Consider the following 17,914-nt stretch of genomic DNA (forward strand, 5'->3'; position numbering starts at 1 on the left):
GCCGTATGCCGGGTCGGCTTGCGGAATACGGCGAAGCTGAAAGTAGCCTGGTCGTCGCGACGGGATGCTGAGGTCCCGAAAGGTCTCACCCTGCAAGTCAACCCATCCGACTGTTTCGCGATTGAATACCCGGTGGTGTGCCTACATGATGAGGCCGTCATGGTCGTAGATGGGGCTATGCAGTCGGTGCGGGGCTCTTAGCGTCGCGGTGCGTTGGTGCGGCTCACGGCCTATCAACGCCAGGCGCCACCGCAGCCAAACGAATGAGATGACGGCGGTGGAACGTCGATGGGTCACGCGCGGCCGCCTTGAAGTATCGATCATCTTGAACAGTCCAATCTGCCTCAATCGCCGCAGTCGAAACATGGCTCGCCGGCCACGGGGCGCGACGTCGCGGGATCGCCGCTAGAGGGCGAACCGGATCCCGCCGCCTGGAGGGGCGGCCTCGAAAGCCGACACATCAGCGCGCCACCTGTGTGGCAGCCGCCGAACACGGATGCGTCATTCCTTGTACCACGGACCGACGATCCGAGCAGGGCACCACACACCGGTATCCAGCGAGACGAACGCCGTGCGTTGCTGTCGGATCATCATCGGCTTCTCTCCCGAGGGGGCTGGGGTTGTCCGATCCCAGGATTCGCTCAGACGGACGCACAGGCCACCGGAGAATTGCCTATTTCAATACCTACACCGACCACGTAGTGGGGGTGGGGCCGCTGATGTAGGCGTGGGTCAGGCGTTGCGGGTCACAAGGGCGATGAGTAGGCCCGGCGATCGGCGAAGCCATCCGCGCGATGGTTGGGGTCTTATCGTTGTTCTTTTGTTAGGGGAGGGGAGCCGGGCGGCTTACCCGGACGTGAACCCGTCCGGCCCCGCCTGCACGGTGCCCGGGCTGAGTCGGGGTGTGCCCGGGCACCGCGGAACTGACCGTAACGACGATGCTGGCTTCTCGCGGTGACTGTGGCACACCTCTCGAACTGGGTGTACACCAGACAGCAGCCGACTCACTTCGGAGCCTGGAAGGTTAGGCATTTGCCCCAGATCGACCACTGACTGTCCGCTCGCCCGTGACCCGTGGACAGAAGCCGCACCCTGGAGGCCAGTTTCGCGGGGACGTCGACCACGTCCACGCCGTCCTCGCTCAGGCGTTGCGTCAGCGGTGCGCCTAGTCCGGTTGCCCCTTCGACTGCCCACCCGGCGTTCGTCCATTCTCGGGCGAATCGGCGCAGGTCTCGGTATCCGTCGTCGCTGACCGGCACCCGAATGGTGGCCAACGGTCGCAGCGAGGCGTCGACCGCGGCTGCGGTCCACGACGCCTTGTGCGGATCAACGGCGATCATCACCTGACTTCTGGGATGCCCGAGCACCTGCCTCACACCAACTCCTCGACTCGGATCGATTCGGTAGCGAGGAGGGCACACCAACTTTCGGCTTTGCAGGCCTCTCTTCAGCCACTCCTGCCGTCGGCACCGACCGGGACGCAGGCCGTCTAGGAGCCAACCCCGCAGCAGGGCGACAGGTATGAGGCGAGCGATCCCGGTCGGTGCCTAGGAGATCATGGCTGCAGACCGCGATCCCCTACGGGAATTGAACAAGTTGGTATGGGTGACCGCCGGCGTTGAGCTGGGGGTTGTGGGCCGGGGCCTCACTCACCCGTGTTCGTGGGTTACCGAGCAGGAAGCGCCCTGCCCGGTCTTTCCGACAGTGGTGGGAGGCCCCGGTGTTTACCGAGCGTACGAGCGTTGGACTGGACGTGCACGCACGTTCGGTTGCGGCAGCGGCCATCGACAGCGTCACGGGCGAGGTGTTCCAGGCCCGTCTGACTCCGTCCTACGACCACATCCGATCCTGGATTTCTGGGTTGCCGGGACCGGCGGCCGCGGTCTACGAGGCAGGACCGACCGGATTCGGGCTGTATCGGGCATTGACGGAGTCGGCGATTCGGTGCGAGGTCGCCGCCCCGTCGAAGCTGCAGAAACCGTCCGGGGACCGGGTCAAAACCGATGCCCGAGATGCGTTGCATCTGGCACGGTTGCTGCGCCTCGACGAGATCTGCGCGGTATCGATCCCGACTGTGGATCAGGAAGCGGCTCGGGACCTGGTGCGGGCCCGTGAAGACTGCCGCGGTGATCTCATGCGAGCGAGGCATCGACTGTCGAAACTGCTACTGCGGCATGGCATCGTCTACTACGGCGGCGCCGCCTGGACCGGAGCACACGACCAGTGGCTACGCACCGAAGCGGCACCGCAGCTGACTTCACACCCGACACGGATGGCGTTCGACGCCGACTACGACCACGTACTCACGATGCAGGCCCGGCGCGGCCGGCTGGACACCGCGATCGAAGACATGGCATCGGACAGTGAATTCACCCCGATCGTCCGGAGGATGTGCTGTCTGCGTGGGGTGAGCACCTTGACCGGGTTCGGGTTGGCGGTCGAGATCGGTGACTGGAATCGGTTCACCGGCAACACCATCGGTTCGTTCGTCGGGCTGGTTCCGTCGGAGTACTCGTCGGGTTCGTCACGCGCGCAGGGGGCGATCACCAAGACCGGAAACACGCACGCGCGCAGGCTTCTGGTCGAGGCGGCCTGGCATCACCGGCCGCGGTATCACGTCGGTGCGGTCATGCGTTCGCGGTGGGATCAGGCGCCGGCGGCAGCCCGGGCACGCGGTGATGAGGGCAACCGCCGCCTGCATCAGCGTTGGGTTGGGTTTCTCGAACGTCGGAAGCGTTCGACGGTGGCGAACGTTGCGATTGCCCGGGAGCTTGCGGGCTGGTGCTGGTCGTTGGCGGTCATGAACGACTGACCGGCCCCACCTGATCTGCTTCCTCCCAGGTCGGTGGTGGCAGCGCGTGGATCGACCCGCGACACACCTATGAGCAGATCCCCAGGGTCGACGCTCGATGCTAGACACGCGGATGCGATCCAGCCGAAATCCCGTCCTGCGGTATCCAACCCGCGTATATCAGTCTGACCGCGCGTCGCTCATCGACACGCTCACCACACAGGCTCGCCGAGGAAGCAACTAGGCGCCGTCGGGGTCGCTCCCCGGCGGCGCCTCACCATGGCCTCTTGACAAACTTCTCTACATATCAGATGTGATGTCCAGGGAGGTTGGTCCGGACTCTGTCCGGTGAGTCGACCTGATAGGTGAAGGCCTCCGGTTGTGAAGTGGAGCTGTCTAGGAACCGCTTCACAACCTGGAGGCCTTCGTGTCCCACGCTAATGCAACGCTGACCCCGGTCACCAGGCTCCGCCTGGCACGACTGGTCGTCGATGACGGTTGGACGTACCCATCGGCCGCGAAGATGTTCATGGTCTCACCACGAACGGCGAAGAAGTGGGCTGACCGCTACCGCGCCGAAGGCGTCGTCGGCATGGCCGACCGAAGCTCGCGTCCGAAGTCGAGTCCGAACAAGACTCGCCTCGAGGTGGTTTCGGCAGATCGTGCGCTTGCGGTGGCGTCACCGGCTCGGCCCGGTCCAGATCGCCGGACGACTGTCGATTCCGGCGTCGACCGTGCACGCAGTGCTGGTGCGGCGGCTGCATCAACCGGCTCTCGCGTATCGACCGGGTCACCGGGGAACCGTTGCGACGCTACGAGCATGACCACCCAGGGTCGCTGATCCATGTCGATGTCACCACGGGCGGATCGGACGTCTTCGGCGCGTTCAAATCGGCATCGGCAGTAGTCTGCGGGTGCATGTCAGGTAAAGCGCGACATCAGCCAACTGTCGATGTCTACTGCGGCGAGGCTGACGCCGGTCGGACCTCCATCTGCAAGTGGTCCACCGAAGTGTGTCCCAGCCACACGAATGTGCTTCTTATCGAGGCTCCCAAGAGCACCGACCATTGCTTTCGCGTCCTCGGGGAAGCAGGCTTGGTCTCCGGTCAGTTCAACAAACAATGCAGGAACGGTGACGTCGGAGGCGCATCGCACGAAATCGGCGTTCGTACTCAGGCCCGACCATGTTGATAGCCATGCATCTGGAGTCGCGTAGCGGCCGAATCCGACCAGACCATAGTTCGTGAGGTCAGGCCGCCGACCGAGCAGTGACCCGTAGGGGCGCTCATTCTGGCTGAGCGACAGGTCGGTGAAGCGGAGATCGGCATCAGTCCTGTACACGGTCAGGACGCGCGGTACGAGTGCAGCTCGGCGATCCCACGGATCGGAGGTGCATTTGAATCTCGTTCGGGCCCTGGACGCTTCCTCCACTCGCTCGCGGGCGATGGTGTCCAATCGTTCCACTCGCGCATGCTGAGCCAGTCGGTACCGCGCGACGAACTCGGCCGAGTATGTGGAGCTCGCTGGAGGAGTAGCGAATCCGTTCTGTGTGTCGAATGCGTTGAGTTCGGGATCGGCTGACAGAGGGTCGCTTTCGTCGGTCACCGAAGGGTCGATCAAGCGCATCAGGAGTGCGCCCTGTCCCGGGTGCGGCGCCAAGAAGATCGCGCCGTCGGGCACGGGCATTTCCGTTTCGCCAAGATTGATCGGCCGACCCGCGGGAGTCCTGTCGATACGGTCGCGTGGAGACAGGCCCGCTTGCTGATGATAGAAGGCAGATAAGGTTCCTCCGCCTGAGTGGCCTAAGGTGACGACGTTGTCGAAGCCCTTCTCTCGCAGGAAGACGTGCCCAGCCGCGGCGTCCAGCAACGCCTGCTCGTGAACGAGAGCGATGTCGTTGTTGACCGACCGGGTGCCCTGTGTCCAGACCGCATAGCCTCGGGCGAGCAGTTCGGGCACCAACGCATGGTGAGAAACGTCTTGGCGAGGATGCATCAAGGTCACGACCGTGCGCGCACCGGGGACGACGCGTAGAGTCCCGGTCACCTTCGCCCCGTCACTGGTGGCCAGTTGGTGCACAGTCGTGACGGTGGTATTAGGGGCCTGGGCGGCGTCGATGTAGCGGCCGGCGCCGAGTCTCTCAGTGTTGTTGGTCATCGCGGCTCGATCCGCATTGCATCCTTGTCCCACTGAGTGATTCGGGACTGAGCCAGTCCGGCAACGCTGCTGTACCAGACGGCATGACGGCAACCGGTGGCGCGGCGGTCGATGACGATCTCTGAACTGGACACGATCCGGAAATAGGGTCCGACATGGTCGACGGTCACCGCAGGGTTCTGCCCGGCGACTTCCGCGACGGTCGTGTTCTCGGGGACGTCGAGGACGAAGAGCGTTGTCATCGGTTTGCCATCTCCTTCTTGTTCTGCTGCTGCTGCTGCCAAGCGGCAGCTCGTTCGGTTATCAGTTCGGCCTTGCGCGTCAGTAGGGCATCCATGCTGATGTTCGGGCCGGTCACCACATCGACGAGGGCGTCGATGGTGAGGTTGGCGTCGAGGTCCTCTTGGGGGGTGACCGGGCGCAGTGCGCGGGTGATCTCGAACATGTAGCCGTTTGGGTCGTGGGTGTAGATCGACTCGATGGTCTCGTGTTGGACCTGCATCTCCACGGGCCACTCGCTGCTGTCCAAACGCCGCCGGTACTCGAGCAGATCCTCTTCGCTGTCGACGTGGATGGCGAGATGCCGTGACTGAATGAAGAAGAAGGGCACGTCTTCGGCAAAGCGTGCATAGGAGTCGCCCTGTGGACCGCCTTCGAAGGGTTCGAGGCCGAAGTAGTAGAAGAAGGCCAGTCGATCGTTGTTTCCGATATCGAAGAAGAAATGAATGAAGTCGGGGTGATTGTCCGGGCCCCAGCCTGCGGCGCAGATGGAATGCACGACCGGAAATCCGAGTACGTCGCGATAGAACTTGACTGTGGCGGCCGGATCGAATGTCGGGAACGCCACATGGTCCACGCCCCGAGCGTTGTGCTGCTGTCGTAAGTCAGACATGACTTCTCCCTGCTGAGTGGGCTTTTCGTGTGGTCGTCTCATGCCAGAACGGTTTGGCTGTCGGCGCGGAGAAGGCTTCCCGCCCCGTGAATCGACAGCGGAAGGCTCAGACTGCGAAGCAGGCTGTAGGCGCCGGCGGTGGCCGCCGAGATCACTGGGAGTCCGAACTCTCGTTCTGTTGCATCCACCAGGGGGAGGGATGGCATCTGCACGCATGCGGAGATGACGAGCGCATCGACACCGGTCAGGTCCAGTGAACGAGCAGCCTCCATTACACGTTCGCCCGGGATCCGTCCGACTTCGGCGTTGTCAGCGACCTCGAGAGCTCTCCAGTCGGCCACAGTGAACTCTTCTGCTTCGAGGTACTCCACGACCTGCTCGGCCAGCGGCCGCAGGTAGGGGGTGACGATCGCGATGCGTTTGGCGTCGAGCGCATGCAAGGCTTCGACGAGAGCTCCGGCGCTCGAGCGAATCAGTGCGTCCGATCCACCGGTAGCCAACTGTTCGGCGACGGCGCCTTCGACGCGCTGGTGTTCGCCGGGGCCACCGACCATCAGCGCAACGAGGCAGGCATACAAGATCACGTCCGGTGAGGCGTCTGCGATCTCCATCACGCAGCGCTCTCGCTGCGCGTTCATCGCTGCCAACTGCTCCGGGGACACCGTATGCATCCGCATGCGCGTCGAGTGGAACGAGAACTTCGATACCGGATGGCGCGAGAGAAGCTCAGGCATCTCGGTTTCGACTGTCACGTTCGAACTCGGCACGACGAGTCCGATGCGATGTACGCCCATGCTGTTTCGGCTCCTTCTGATGGTTGGCGAGAAGCTCCCCGCCAGGACGATCGAGTTTGACATCTAAGACGAGTATTCGACTCCAATGACAATTCGTCAAGGGGTGGCGCCCAGGGTGCGGTGTCACGGATCCGCACTCTCGAAGGGGGTATCAGCGGACGCGTCGCGCGACGACCGCCATGGATGGTGACCACGGTCACGTGTGACCCTTGACATGCCATCTCAACTGTCGAATACTCAACTCACACGTTAACTCGACGTTCGAGGAAGCCTCACGTCAGATCCCAAACGAGACCCACTGCATCAACCGAAGGAGTACGCGGCAATGGCATATGTGATCGGAGTGGACGTCGGTGGCACGTTCACGGATGCGGTGTTGGACGACAACGCCGGCACAGTCCTCGCCGCCAAGTCGCCGTCGACACCGCCGGACTACTCCCGCGGCGTGATCGATGTCCTCGAAGTGCTCGCTGAGCAACTGGGATGCCCGCTCGAGGAGATGCTGGCAAATACCCATCACATCGCCCACGGCACGACATCGTCGCTGAACGCGCTCGTCATGGGCGATGTGCCACCTGTCGGATTCATCACCACGAAGGGGCACCGCGATTCGATCTACATCATGAACGTCGAAGGTCGGTACCTCGGCGGTTCGCCCGACCAGCTCCAGAATGTTATGGGGCAGAGCAAATCTGATGGTCTGGTGCCGAAGAAGCACGCACTCGAGGTCTCTGAGCGACTCGATCGTGACGGCAACGTGGTCGTTGCACTCGACGAGGATGCCGCCCGCCGGTCCATTCGCGAACTGCTCGGCGACGGCATTTCGGCCATTGCGGTCTCCCTGCTGTGGTCATTCCGGAATCCTGTGCACGAGCGTCGGATCCGTGACCTAGTGCACGAAATAGACCCGACGGTATTCGTCTCCCTGTCGAGCGAGGTTAGCCCCCGCATCCGGGAGTTCGCCCGCAACGCCACCACGATCATGAGCACCCAGATCGGCCCTGGACTGCGTGACTACCTCGGGAACTTGGAGTCGAAACTGCGCAAGCACGATCTCGCCGGCCCCCTACTGGTGATGCAGAGTAACGGCGGTGCGGTCGCCGCCGCCGAGGCGCCGAGGAACGCCATCAGCACCGTCGGCTCAGTACTGACCGGCGGCGTTGTCGGCGCGGTATCCCTGGGCGCGCAGCTCGGCCACCGCAACATCATCGCCACCGATGTTGGTGGTACTACCTTCCTAGTCGGACTCGTCGTCGACGGTGAACCGGTGCGGGCCTCGACCACGGTCATCAACCGGCACCCGATCAATGTTCCGACTTTGGAAGTGCACGCGATCGGATCCGGTGGCGGTGCGATCGCCTGGGTCGATTCCGGTGGCAATCTGCAGATCGGTCCGCACAGTGCCCAGGCCGTACCTGGCCCTGCGTGCTACGGGCAGGGGGGCACTGAGCCGACCAATGCCGATGCAAATCTCGTGCTCGGCATTCTTCCCGAACGCGGCCTGTTGGGCGGGCGCAAGCCCCTCGACAAAAACCTCGCCCGCGAAGCGATTCGCAACCGGATTGCGGAACCGTTGGGTCTGTCGGTCGAGGACGCCGCCGCAGCCATTTACGCCGTCCAGAGCGCGCAGACCGGTGATCTGCTTCGCAAGACTGTCGTCGAGGCAGGACATGATCCCCGCGACTTCGTGCTTTATGCCTTCGGCGGTGCCGGCCCCGCCCATTGCGCCGCATACGCGCGTGAGGTCGGCGTTCGCGAGGTCATCGTGCCGTTGGGGCAGGTCGCCTCTGCGTTTTCTGCATACGGGCTTGCCTCGTCGAACATCGTCCTCGCCGCGGAACTTTCGGACCCAGCAGCCCTGCCGATCGACCCAGCCCGTGTAGAGGGCAACTTCGATCAACTCGAAGCACAGGTCCGTGCGCAGCTGAACCGGCAGGGGTTGACGTTCACCAGCATCGAGATTGAACGCGAGATGGACATGCGTTACGCAATGCAGCTCGCGGAGGTCGCGACTCCGGTGTCGGCAGGCAGTCTTGACGCGGCAGCGATCGTGCAGGCATCAGAGACGTTCGAGCAGAAGTACACCGAGCTCTACGGAGAGGGCAGTGGCTTCCGTGAGGCGGGCATCCAGGTGATCACTTATAGGGTGCGGGCCACCGGCATCCTTCCCTTCTCGCCAGCGCTTCCAGAGGTCAAATCCGCGGATTCGTCCGATGCCGCCTCGGCGAGGATCAGTACCCGGAAGGTCTGTCTGGACGGACGGATCGGCTATGTCGATACCGACGTCTACGACTACCGCAAGCTACTCGCCGGGCATGTGTTGCAGGGCCCGGCGATCGTCGAGGTACCTACCACCACCGTCGTCGTTCCCCACGAGACCATCGGCACCGTCGACCGTCTCGGCAACCTCACCATCGTCGCCCAGTAGGAGAGCCTGAAGATGACCATGCAAATCCCCGGCTCCGAAGTCTTCACGAGTCGACCGATTGATCCTGACGTTCTCACGCGATCGCTGGAGAACACTGTTCCGCTGCACACAGTCACTCAGGAACAAGTCGACGCGCTCGACCCACTGACGTACGAGGTAGTCCGGCATCGGCTGTGGTCGGTGACGGACGAAATGGGTGAGGCACTCAAGCGGATGTCCGGCTCACCCATCGTGACTGACACGAATGACTTCGACTTCGCGATCAGCGATGAAGTTGGCCAGGAAGTCCAGGTCGGTTTGTACAACACCATGCTCGTCGGTGCCGTCGATCTCGCGATCTATTGGACCCTCCAGCACCGTGCCATCAATCCAGGCATCGTCGAAGGTGACATGTTCTTGTGCAACGACCCCTGGATCGGGGGCGGCCTGCATCAGTCCGACGTGATGGTCTACCAGCCAATCTTCTACGAGGGCAAGTTATTTGGATGGACCAGTGCGATCTGTCATGAACCGGACCTCGGCGGCCCTGGACTCGGATCCTTCAACCCGTCCGCGCAGGACGTCTTCTCCGAGTCGCTGCCCACCCCGCCGATCAAGATCGTCCGGGACCACGTCCTGCAGAACGACGTGGCCGACGCGTGGGTTCGTCGCTCGCGGGTCCCTATGGTTGTCGGACTCGATCTTCGTGCGAAGGTCGGCGCCAACACGGTCGGCCGGAACCGCCTCCTGGCCGTGATCGAGCAGTACGGGGCCGACACGGTCAAGGCTGTGATGAAGAGGATGATGGCCGACGCCGAGGGGCGCCTGCGCGACAAGCTCACCTCCTTACCGGATGGAACATGGAAGGCCACCGGCTACCAGGATCAATCGCATCTGGGCGATCGTGGACTGCACAAGATCACTGTCGCGATGACCAAGTCCGCCGACCATCTCACATTCGATTTCACCGGCACCGACCCGCAGTCCGGCGTTATCAATTGCACGTATGCAGGTATGCGCGGGGGCGTGATGTTGGCGCTCCTGCCGGTGCTGGCCGGTGACATTCCTTGGTCGGCGGGAGGGCTGATGCGATGCTTCGACTTGATCGCCGAGGAAGGGACCATCAACAACGCTGCGTATCCGGCTGCGGTGTACCGCGGCCCTATCGGCCCGGCCTGGTTGACCGGCACACTAGTCGCTGAATGTCTGTCCCAGATGCTCGACCGTTCAGTTGACTTGGGCACGAACGTGCAAGCCTCATGCTGCGGGGCATGGGATGCCGCGGTCCTCGCTGGACTCGACGAGCGATCCGAACAGTCGGTGCCCTTCCTCAACGTCGTGATGGAGTCCATGGCTGGGGGATACGGCGCTCGACCATCTGTGGATGGGGTGGATACCGGCGGGTTGTTCTGTATTCCCATGGGCCGTATCCCGGATACCGAGATGACCGAGTTCCTCTACCCGCTGCTCACGTTATGGCGGCGGGAGGAACCGGATTCCGGCGGGCCGGGTCGCCAGCGCGGCGGTGTGAGCGGCTCCATCGCGGTCACTCCGTACGGCACCAGCCTGCCCATGGGGTTGCTGTTGGCGTCCTCCGGCAAGGCGGTCACACAGAACAACGGCCTCGCCGGTGGCTACCCCGGCAACACTGGGGTGGATATCGTCGCCCGCGGAACCGACATCGCGGACCAGTTCGCTGACGGCCGCGTGCCCGCCTCACTCGATGATCTCGCGGGCACTCAAGAACTCTCCTCGTGCTATGCCGAAACCTACCTCGCGCCAGGGGAAGTGCTGTACATGCACTGGCAGGGCGGCGGCGGATACGGTGACCCACTTCGACGGGACTCTGCAGCGGTAGCGTCTGACGTCCGTAACGGTAAGGTCACCGCATCCAGTGCGGAGACCGTGTACGGCGTCGTCCTCGTCGATGGCGAGGTGGACGAGGCAGCGACACAGCGTCGCCGCGACGCGCAACTCCGCGAGCGGAGCGAGCGCTCAGAGCAGCCTCAATCTGACTCCGTCACACTCGATCTCAGCGGATCCCGCCGACTCGACGACAACCTCGCGGTGGTAACCTTGGGCAGTGTGCAGGCACTTGCGTGCACACACTGCGGGCGGCAACTTGGTGACGATACCCAGAGCACGCTGCGCCTCGCGCGATTCGAGGGACCGCCGTCAGTTGCTGGACCACAGGTGACGTCCAATGCCACCGCATACGTGGACGTCCCGGTTGTGTTCCGGCAGCTGTGCTGCCCGGGCTGTTGGACTGCGATCTACTCGTCCATAGTTCCTGCGGACCATCCCGATCACGCGCTCGACATCACCCAGCTCTTGCCCGCCGCGCCGCAGCGATGACATCGGCCTGGAACTATCAATGATTGGAGAACTGTAGTGACTGCGAACTGGGGTGGACGCCTTGTGACGTACCCCGAGGGCCTGGCCGCGCGCTACCGCAGAAACGGAGTGTGGACCGACCAGCCCATCGGGGCGCGGCTCCATCAGGTGGCTGCGCGCTTTCCGGACCGGGAGGCAGTGATCGCTGCCGAAGGAACGATGACTTTCGCAGAGCTAGACCGGCGGACCGACCAGATCGCGGCTGGGCTCCTCGGCCTCGGACTTCGCCGCCGCGATCCTGTGCTGTTTCAATCGACAAACAGGCTAGAGACTGTTCTTTCCTGGTACGGATGCCTCAAAGCGGGACTGATCCCGGTTGCGACCCTGGCTGCACACCGGATGCACGAAATCGGACACATCAGCCGTAAGGTCGGTGCTGTCGCTCACATAGTCGAGGCCGGCCTGCCCAGCTTCGACCTCGTTGATTTCGCGAAAGAGCACGCCGACAATCACCCAACCATGCGGCACATCATCACGATCGGTGACCGAGGAGGGGATCCTTCGATCACGGAACTCGACGAACTCGGGCGCGATCATTCGGAAGCCTCAGCGCGCGTGATTGTGGAGCAGATCGAATCCGAAATCGGCTCCGAAGATGTCGCCGTCTTCCAGCTATCCGGTGGTACGACCGGGGTTCCCAAAGTCATTCCACGCCTCCACGCGGAATACTGGGACAACGCTCGACTCTACGCAGAACGGCTGGGCTGGGACGAACACAGTCGTGTCGCACATCTCGGGCCGATTGTGCACAATGCGGGAATCACCGCAGCGATGCATGCCGCGCACTCCGTGGGCGCTTGCTTGGTCTTGGCGACTCCCGAGCCGGCATCAGCCTTCGAAGTGATCATCCGAGCCGAGGTGACCGAGGTCATCTTCGGGCAGAGCATGTTCCGTGAACTGACGAAGGATGAGTTCTCGTTGGCGCGAACCTCTCTCAAACGTGTCATTCTTTCCGGTACGAAGGTCAGCCCTGAGCTCTTCGAGCACGTCGATGCCGAGACGGGGAGGTGGGCGGGTCAGCTGTTCGGCATGGGCGAGGGGCTCTTCGTCGTCACACCTCTCGACGCGCCCGGGCTTGCACGGCAGACAACAGTCGGCACGCCGATCTCATCCGATGACGAGGTGAAGATCCTCGAACCCGGCACGGAGAAGCCCGTTTCCGATGGAAGCGTCGGGGAACTCTGCTGCCGCGGCCCGTACACAATCCGCGGCTACTTCGATGCTGATGAGCACAATAAGGTTGCCTTCACCTCTGAGGGCTTCTATCGCACAGGAGATCTGGCTGCTGTCACGACGATCGATGGAGTGCGATATCTCTCTATCGAAGGTCGCATCAAGGATCTCATCAACCGGGGCGGGGAGAAGATCAACGCAGAGGAGGTCGAGCTTCTCCTCCTCGAGCACCCCGGCATCGCCAATGCTGCGGTTGTGGCCATGCCTGATCAACGCTTGGGCGAGAAGACATGCGCATACCTAGTCGCTGGAGCGCAGCCGCTGTCTCTCTCTGAGGTTCAGGACCATCTGCTGACGCTAGGCGTGGCCAAGTTCAAATGGCCAGAACGGCTTGAGTGGGTCGCCGAGTTTCCTCGAACCAACGTGGGTAAGACAGACAAAAAGCGGCTGCGCTCCGAGATCGCAGCGAAGCTCACCGCCGAAGTGGAGACTCGGCGGGCTGCTGTGTAGCCGCTAGCCAGTGTCGACCACTACAGCCACGCCGACCGCCGGGCCTGCCCCGGTGGTCGGCGTTCTAGTTCCTGGCGCGTGTTGAGACGAAACCCGAACTGTCCTAGTGGTACTGGCGAACAATCTCTATGTTGACTAGGATGTCAATAAGCTGACATCTATGTTGATTGGAGTGGATTGAAATGAACCTGAATCGCGTTGCAGTGCTGGGTGGTGGGCCGGGAGGCCTCTACGCCGCCAGACTCCTCAAGCTCAGTCACCCAGGCGCGGAGGTGACGGTGTATGAACAGAGTTCCCCCGACGACACCTTCGGATTCGGTGTCGGTCTCGCGACGAGGACTCAACGCAACCTGAACCAGGCGGATGCCACATCATTTGAAGCGATCGCTGCGGTCGCTCACACGCACGATGTCGAGATGCAGGTAGGTGGACGATCGGCCCGACTGCGGAACCGCGATTCGTTTGCGATCGCGCGATCCACCCTGCTCTCCGTGCTCGAGGAACAGGCTGCAGAAGCTGGTGTCCGGATCTGCGCCGGCGCACGTCGAAGCGTCGGCGAGCTCGAGGCGGACTTGATCATCGCGGCCGACGGAATCAACAGCGCGACCCGGATTCGAATGGCAGACCGATTCGAAGCGCGCGTCACCACCGGGGCCGGTCTCTACCTCTGGTGTGGAACAGAGTTCGAGTTGCCCTCCGCAATCTTCGCCCCGGTCACCACCGAACACGGGACCTTCGTTGCACACGCCTATCCCTATGCTGCGGACCGCAGCACCTTCCTGATCGAAACCGACGAAGAAACCTGGCGCCGAGCAGGGTTCGATCAGTCCACAGAACGTACCCTCCCTCAGGACAGTGACGAGGTCTCCCTCCGGTATCTGGAAGAGGCGTTCGCAGAGACGCTGCAGGGGCATCGCCTGATCGGCAACCGGACCCGGTGGATGCACTTTCGCACCGTGGCATGCAAGAGATGGCACAGTGGCAATGTCGTCCTGCTCGGCGACGCCGCTCACACCGCGCACTACTCGATCGGTTCGGGCACCAAGCTTGCGATGGAAGATGCGATCGCTCTCGACCAGTCCATTCGGAATGCAGAGGACCTTGATCAGGCTCTGATCGAGTACGAGCGGATGCGTCGCCCTGCCGTCGATCATCTTCAAGAAATTGCGCACCGCAGCGAACTCTGGTGGGAGTCGTTCCCGACACGGCTGGATCTGCCAGTTGAGCAACTGATGGTCGCCTACATGACCCGGGCGGGGAAGGTCACTGTTGAGCGCTTCCTCGCGGCGGCACCCGAATTGGTTCGTCGTGGGCTCGCCAGCTACGCGGGTGTACTCGCAAGCGAGGTTCCTGCAACGGAGATCAATGAGTGGATTCTGAACCAACCACTGCTGCACCACGGCCGTCGGTTCGCGCACCGGAACGCGCCTGCGGAGCTACGAGGTGCATTTTCTACCGCAATCATCGAAGTCGACGTCCCATCCGCATGGGTAGGCGAGGCCGATTCGATTGTGGCCAATGTTGCCTCCGAAGAAACGCTATGGCTCACGGGGCCGGCGGACCGCTTGTCGGTACTCTCGAGACTAGACCTCGCGGAGCGTCTCATTCGGAACACTGGTGCTCTAGTCGTAACTGAGGTGCCGGTCTCCTTCAAATCAGACATCGTGGCCGGGTTGGCCAGCTCCCGCACGCATTTGGGGTTCTTTACGACGCCAGAGCCCGTAGCGGCGAACGCGAAATCTCTGGAAACTGCTGGATCGGCATGACAGCGGATTACAGGCTCCCGGTCAGGCGGCGGCAGGTGCGGTTCCGGCGCGGCGCGGCCACCTCGACCTTTCCCCTCTTCCATCGAACCGAGTAGAAAGTCGACTCTAACTGTGCGAGAAGCAGTCATCGTCTCAACCGCGCGAACGCCGATCGGCAAGGCGTATCGCGGCGCATTCAACGACACTCAGGCCCAGGAACTAGCAGGCCATGCGATTAAGCACGCGGTACTCCGCGCCGGAATCGAAGGCGGCGAAGTCGACGACGTCATCCTCGGCTGTGCCCGGCAGCAGGGTTCCACAGGTGGAAACGTCGCGCGTCAGGGTCTCCTGCGCGCCGGTCTGCCCCAGACTGTCGCCGGTATGAGTCTGGATCGGCAGTGCGCATCCGGCCTCATGGCTATCGCGACCGCTGCCAAGCAGATCATGCACGATGGAATGCAAATTACTGTCGGCGGCGGCGTTGAATCGATCTCTCTGGTCCAGAACGACCACGCGAACACCTACCGAGTCACTGACCCGTGGCTCACGGAGAATATCCCGGCCATCTACATGCCAATGCTCCACACTGCCGAGATTGTCGCCGAGCGCTACGGCATCAGTCGGGAGCGCCAGGACGCGCTGGCTCTGCTTTCGCAACAGCGCACCGCCGCCGCACAGGCGGCCGGCAGATTCGACGACGAGATCGTCCCGCTCGCCTCGACCATGAAGGTCGTCGACAAGGCGACCGGCGAGGTCGCCGACCGGGCGGTGACACTCACCCGCGATGAGGGGAACCGCCCGTCCACGACGCTGGAAGCTCTCTCTGCTCTGAAGCCGGTATTGCCGGACGGTCAAGTCAGCGCAGGTTCGACCGTTACTGCAGGCAACGCCTCTCAGTTGTCAGACGGAGCGTCCGCCTCCGTGCTGATGGAAGCCAGTGAGGCATCACGCCGCGGGCTGACCCCAATTGGTGTCTACCGCGGTATCGCTGTTGCCGGCTGCGCCCCCGAGGAGATGGGAATCGGCCCGGTCTTCGCGGTCCCCAAGCTGCTCCGACAGCACGATCTGACAATCGACGACATCGGCCTCTGGGAACTCAACGAAGCGTTCGCGTCGCAGGCCGTGTATTGCCGTGACCATCTGGGGATCGATCCGGATCGCTTCAACGTCAACGGTGGCGGGATCTCGGTAGGGCACCCTTACGGCATGACCGGTGCCCGTTTGGTCGGGCACGCGCTTATCGAAGGAAAGCGCCGTGGCGTGCGCTACGTGGTGGTCACGATGTGTGTGGGAGGAGGGATGGGGGCTGCCGGTCTCTTCGAGGTGGCGTAAGCGCATGCCGAACGAGTGGGCGGGGGCTAACCACACACATCTGTGAAGACGGTGCTGTTGAACTCGCCGGGCGTTGATTCAGGCCGCTAAAGCCGTTGCTCCCGATTCTGTAGGAGGCGCACTGACCTTAAGCGGTCACCTTCAGGGTGTGATCACTGTACGAGTGCCAGATGGCATGGCCTGAGGTGCTGACAGTGGCAGCGGCCGGCGCAGGCCGTTCATTCAGTGTGAACTCAGAGGACAGAACTGTTTAGGCATCGACTCTGACCGGACGCCTATCCTGCGTTCTCCGCGCAGGATAGGCGTCCGGTTCGCCGCTCACCGGACCCACCATCGATGGGGTGAGCTGGCAGTCGCGCCAATCGCAGAAGCGGCTGCACCGTACCGTTCCCCTCGCGGACGTCGTGGTGGGTGGCGTTATGCCAACCGCCCATACGCGCCGAGGTGTCTTGGTTGAAAGTTGTCCCACCAGGCTCGGATCCTGCCTTCCGCGGAGATCGTTCCGATAGGGGTGTCTGCTGCACCGAGGGCATCTCCTACAGGCACGTGTGGCCGGTGCGTGACACATCTCAGCGTGTCGCGCACCAGTGCCCGACCAGCAGTATGGATGGAGCCGTTGCTTCCTACGAACCCACGGAGGGGCGAGCCTTTCCACGCCAGATCGTCGAGGCGTGGAGGGCATCACTTACCGCTACTAGATCGGAAGCCGTGGCGCGATGTAACCGTGGATTTCGTTACATGGCAGAGGATCTGGAAGCGGCACTGCCGCTGTACCGGTGACGAGGCCTGGATCTCGCCGGGCACCTTGGCCAACGCGACTGTCGACATAGCCACGCGGAATCCTGAGTGAGGTCGCGGTGCCACCCACATCGCCCGAGCGCAACATGTGGCGCATCGTGTCGAGCTTCACGACTCGATACGGTGATCCCCGGACTCGTGTGCTTGCGACAGCCTCGTCCGGCAGTCGCAGGTGGCCATCGCCGAGTCCACACTGCTGGAGCCGAGGTGAAACTCTCGGCACGCCCTGACGGTCGGTTGCGAGGGCTGCTTGGCCCCGACAGGTTTGGTGAGCCATTCCGTCGGAGATGGCGGCCAAGTTTGGTAGCGGCGGCGAAGTATGGGCCGCCGCTACCAAACCATGACCTGTTGTCGGCGATTTCGTGGGGCGGTGTGATCCTCTGAGCTTTCCGCACCCGACTTCTTCGTTCAGACGGAGGCGCGGTCTAGGTGTTAGAGATCGCGTCAGTGAGCCGGCGCACCAGCTCGATCAACTGGATGCGTTCTATCGGAGTGAACGCGTTGGCTGCCTGGGTCTGGCGTGCACGCAACTGGGCGCGCATTCGAATGAGCTGATCGATGCCGGCTGTGGTAAGGCTGACAAGCACGCGGCGCTCATCGGTTGGTGAACGTCGGCGCTCGAGAACTCCTTTCGCCTCCAGTTGTTGGAGCATGCGTGTGGCTGTCGGGACGCTGACACCAGCGCTCGCCGCAAGCTGGCCGACTGGAAGTTCGTCTCCGGAGCTGAGTGGATCGATCAGCGCGATCTGGGCCTGAGAGAGACTCCCCGCCTCATCTGCCACCGCAGTCCTTGACTTCCTCATTGCTAGATAGAGCCCGTCGGCTGCTCGAGCGAGCTCTTCGACGCCGACCTGTTCCGGGCTTGCTGCTGTCGTCACAAGTGCTACTCTAGCAGAGTAATTATTAGCTACCTAACGAATG

At 62.7% G+C, this 17,914-nt stretch carries 12 protein-coding genes and 1 pseudogene; 7 read left to right on the forward strand and 6 right to left on the reverse strand.

The genetic code is table 11. From position 1 onward, the window contains the following. Positions 1–1,004: 1,004 nt before the first annotated feature. Positions 1,005–1,376: a hypothetical protein gene (locus tag ACQ5DX_RS27590; protein ID WP_430335941.1), complete on the reverse strand. Its 372-nt coding sequence runs from the start codon at positions 1,374–1,376 to the stop codon at positions 1,005–1,007. Between the two features lie 344 nt (positions 1,377–1,720). On the opposite strand from ACQ5DX_RS27590, the gene ACQ5DX_RS27595 reads away from it, so the two are divergent. Further along, positions 1,721–2,812 carry an IS110 family transposase gene (locus ACQ5DX_RS27595; protein WP_430335942.1) on the forward strand — a complete coding sequence of 364 codons (1,092 nt, stop codon included), beginning with the start codon at positions 1,721–1,723 and terminating at the stop codon, positions 2,810–2,812. A 406-nt stretch (positions 2,813–3,218) separates the two neighbouring features. Further along, positions 3,219–3,661: pseudogene (locus ACQ5DX_RS27600) on the forward strand (leucine zipper domain-containing protein); the annotation flags it as partial. 51 nt (positions 3,662–3,712) lie between these two features. Here the strand turns inward: ACQ5DX_RS27600 and ACQ5DX_RS27605 are convergent. Genes ACQ5DX_RS27605 through ACQ5DX_RS27620 form a run of 4 tightly spaced genes read right to left on the reverse strand, consistent with a single transcriptional unit; the run spans position 3,713 to position 6,634 of the window. Next, positions 3,713–4,948: an alpha/beta hydrolase gene (locus tag ACQ5DX_RS27605; RefSeq protein ID WP_430335943.1), complete on the reverse strand. Its 1,236-nt coding sequence runs from the start codon at positions 4,946–4,948 to the stop codon at positions 3,713–3,715. Then, positions 4,945–5,190, reverse strand: coding sequence for a hypothetical protein (locus tag ACQ5DX_RS27610; RefSeq protein ID WP_430335944.1), 246 nt, complete (start codon positions 5,188–5,190; stop codon positions 4,945–4,947). Before ACQ5DX_RS27610 ends, ACQ5DX_RS27605 begins: the two co-directional genes overlap by 4 nt. Further along, the gene (locus ACQ5DX_RS27615) at positions 5,187–5,840 is read right to left on the reverse strand and encodes a VOC family protein (RefSeq protein WP_430335945.1); all 654 of its coding nucleotides are present in this window, start codon (positions 5,838–5,840) and stop codon (positions 5,187–5,189) included. Before ACQ5DX_RS27615 ends, ACQ5DX_RS27610 begins: the two co-directional genes overlap by 4 nt. A gap of 38 nt (positions 5,841–5,878) precedes the next feature. Continuing rightward, positions 5,879–6,634, reverse strand: a complete 756-nt coding sequence (locus ACQ5DX_RS27620) for a maleate cis-trans isomerase family protein (protein ID WP_430335946.1) — start codon at positions 6,632–6,634, stop codon at positions 5,879–5,881. Positions 6,635–6,959: 325 nt separating this feature from the next. Here ACQ5DX_RS27620 and ACQ5DX_RS27625 point away from each other — a divergent pair, with 325 nt between their 5' ends. From ACQ5DX_RS27625 to ACQ5DX_RS27645, 5 genes are all read left to right on the forward strand, one after another. Then, a complete protein-coding gene (locus ACQ5DX_RS27625; protein WP_430335947.1) occupies positions 6,960–9,062 on the forward strand; it encodes a hydantoinase/oxoprolinase family protein in 2,103 nt (700 codons plus the stop codon). A gap of 12 nt (positions 9,063–9,074) precedes the next feature. Continuing rightward, positions 9,075–11,396: a hydantoinase B/oxoprolinase family protein gene (locus ACQ5DX_RS27630; RefSeq protein ID WP_430335948.1), complete on the forward strand. Its 2,322-nt coding sequence runs from the start codon at positions 9,075–9,077 to the stop codon at positions 11,394–11,396. Positions 11,397–11,459: 63 nt separating this feature from the next. Then, on the forward strand, positions 11,460–13,118 hold the full coding sequence (locus tag ACQ5DX_RS27635) for a (2,3-dihydroxybenzoyl)adenylate synthase (protein WP_430335949.1): 1,659 nt from the start codon (positions 11,460–11,462) through the stop codon (positions 13,116–13,118). A 182-nt stretch (positions 13,119–13,300) separates the two neighbouring features. After that, entirely contained in the window at positions 13,301–14,884 is a 1,584-nt protein-coding gene (locus tag ACQ5DX_RS27640; RefSeq protein WP_430335950.1) for an FAD-dependent monooxygenase, read from the forward strand. 111 nt (positions 14,885–14,995) lie between these two features. Next, complete coding sequence (locus tag ACQ5DX_RS27645) at positions 14,996–16,195, forward strand: acetyl-CoA C-acyltransferase (RefSeq protein ID WP_430335951.1); 1,200 nt, start codon at positions 14,996–14,998, stop codon at positions 16,193–16,195. A 1,223-nt stretch (positions 16,196–17,418) separates the two neighbouring features. Here ACQ5DX_RS27645 and ACQ5DX_RS27650 read toward each other — a convergent pair. Then, complete coding sequence (locus ACQ5DX_RS27650; RefSeq protein WP_430335952.1) at positions 17,419–17,871, reverse strand: MarR family winged helix-turn-helix transcriptional regulator; 453 nt, start codon at positions 17,869–17,871, stop codon at positions 17,419–17,421. Between the last annotated feature and the right edge of the window lie 43 nt (positions 17,872–17,914).

This window comes from Rhodococcus sp. ACT016 (assembly GCF_050477185.1).
In the GTDB taxonomy this organism is placed as follows: domain Bacteria; phylum Actinomycetota; class Actinomycetes; order Mycobacteriales; family Mycobacteriaceae; genus Prescottella.

What these genes read in the sequence shown, in the direction of transcription:
- ACQ5DX_RS27615 (WP_430335945.1), bottom strand. Translation starts at nt 5,840, where the DNA reads ATGTCTGACTTACGACAGCAGCACAACGCTCGGGGCGTGGACCATGTG.
- ACQ5DX_RS27640 (WP_430335950.1), top strand. Translation starts at nt 13,301, where the DNA reads ATGAACCTGAATCGCGTTGCAGTGCTGGGTGGTGGGCCGGGAGGCCTC.
- ACQ5DX_RS27610 (WP_430335944.1), bottom strand. Translation starts at nt 5,190, where the DNA reads ATGACAACGCTCTTCGTCCTCGACGTCCCCGAGAACACGACCGTCGCG.
- ACQ5DX_RS27630 (WP_430335948.1), top strand. Translation starts at nt 9,075, where the DNA reads ATGACCATGCAAATCCCCGGCTCCGAAGTCTTCACGAGTCGACCGATT.
- ACQ5DX_RS27620 (WP_430335946.1), bottom strand. Translation starts at nt 6,634, where the DNA reads ATGGGCGTACATCGCATCGGACTCGTCGTGCCGAGTTCGAACGTGACA.
- ACQ5DX_RS27605 (WP_430335943.1), bottom strand. Translation starts at nt 4,948, where the DNA reads ATGACCAACAACACTGAGAGACTCGGCGCCGGCCGCTACATCGACGCC.
- ACQ5DX_RS27625 (WP_430335947.1), top strand. Translation starts at nt 6,960, where the DNA reads ATGGCATATGTGATCGGAGTGGACGTCGGTGGCACGTTCACGGATGCG.